The sequence below is a fragment of the Priestia sp. TGN 0903 genome (assembly GCF_050846855.1).
Taxonomy (GTDB): domain Bacteria; phylum Bacillota; class Bacilli; order Bacillales; family Bacillaceae_H; genus Priestia; species Priestia zanthoxyli.
In genome coordinates this window covers 1-1289 of record NZ_JBOZGL010000032.1, presented here as the reverse complement: position 1 = coordinate 1289, position 1289 = coordinate 1, and the positions used below count along the sequence as shown (strand labels likewise).

The 1289-nt window shown below is 39.4% G+C and carries 1 protein-coding gene; it reads left to right on the top strand.

What is annotated here, in order from left to right; genetic code table 11:
- Nucleotides 1-97 precede the first annotated feature (97 nt).
- A protein-coding gene (locus ACRPLY_RS26745) for an IS3 family transposase (protein WP_155726346.1) occupies nt 98-1248 on the top strand; the annotation gives its coding sequence in 2 pieces (ribosomal slippage) (nt 98-368 and nt 368-1248; 1152 coding nt in all).
- Nucleotides 1249-1289: the final 41 nt, after the last annotated feature.

Sequence of the window (1289 nt, the reverse complement as noted above, 5' to 3'; positions counted from 1 at the left end):
TAAGGGACTGACCCCCTAGAGTGAGACAAATAAAAAACACCTTTAAGTTAAAAAACGGGTATGTAGTACCTAACAATAACTTGGAGGTGTTTTTTCTATGGGGACAAGAGTCAGTTATCCGGTAGAAATAAAATTAAAAGCGATTGAAATGAGATTAGCTGGTATACCTGTAAAAGAAGTATTGTCACAGCTGAATATTCGTAATCATACCCAATTGAAAACGTGGATGACATGGTATAAAAATGGAGAAATGCATCGATTTGGACAGCCTGTAGGCAAGCAGTATTCATATGGAAAAGGTCCTGAATTTAAAAGCGAGACGTCTAAGTTAGAGGCAGAGAACCGGCAGTTAAAGCAACAGATTGAGATCTTAAAAAAGTACAAGGAATTGGAAAGGAAGTGGTACCAGAAATTGTAGTAAACACAGTGGAAGAGCTAAAAGGTCAGGTGCCTATTTATCAAATCTGTTTACATCTTAATATCCCTCGATCCACTTACTATCGTTGGAAGCAACATACAAAACGGGATACATTAAAGAAATGGATGGAACAACAAGTTGGTGAACAATGTCATAAACACAAGTTTCGATATGGCTATCGAAAGATTACAGCATTACTCAATCGAACGATGAAGATGAATCATAAGTTTGTGCAGCGTGCCATGCAGAAGTATGGTTGGCAATGTCGCGTAAAACGGAAGAAACGTCAGCGAACAGGGCAACCTTATCAGGTTGCAGAGAATGTATTAAATCGTGAATTTCGAGCTGATCGTCCTCTTCAAAAACTAGTGACGGATATTACCTACTTGCCTTTTGGACCCAAACAGTTGTATCTTTCAAGTATTCAGGATTTATTTAACGGAGAAATCATTGCGTATTCCATTGGTGATTGTCAAAACGTAGCGTTTGTTTTAGATACGTTAAGTCAACTTCCTTCTTTGCCTGAAGGATGCACGCTGCATAGCGATCAAGGTTCCGTGTACACATCGTATGCTTATCAACAAAAAATCAAAGAAAGAGGCATTACCATGAGTATGTCCCGCAAAGGGACTCCCGCAGATAATGCCTCTATCGAATCGTTTCATTCCTCGCTAAAGTCTGAAACGTTCTACCTTGACGAGTTGACATATACTACGACCACCATCGTAGAGCAAACCGTCAAAAACTATATTACGTATTATAACAATGCCCGTATTCAAACAAAACTAAACAACCAGTCACCGGTACAATATCGGCAACTGGTCGTTTAAAAGGTGTTTTGATCCCTGTCTCAAAAACAGGGGTCAGTCCC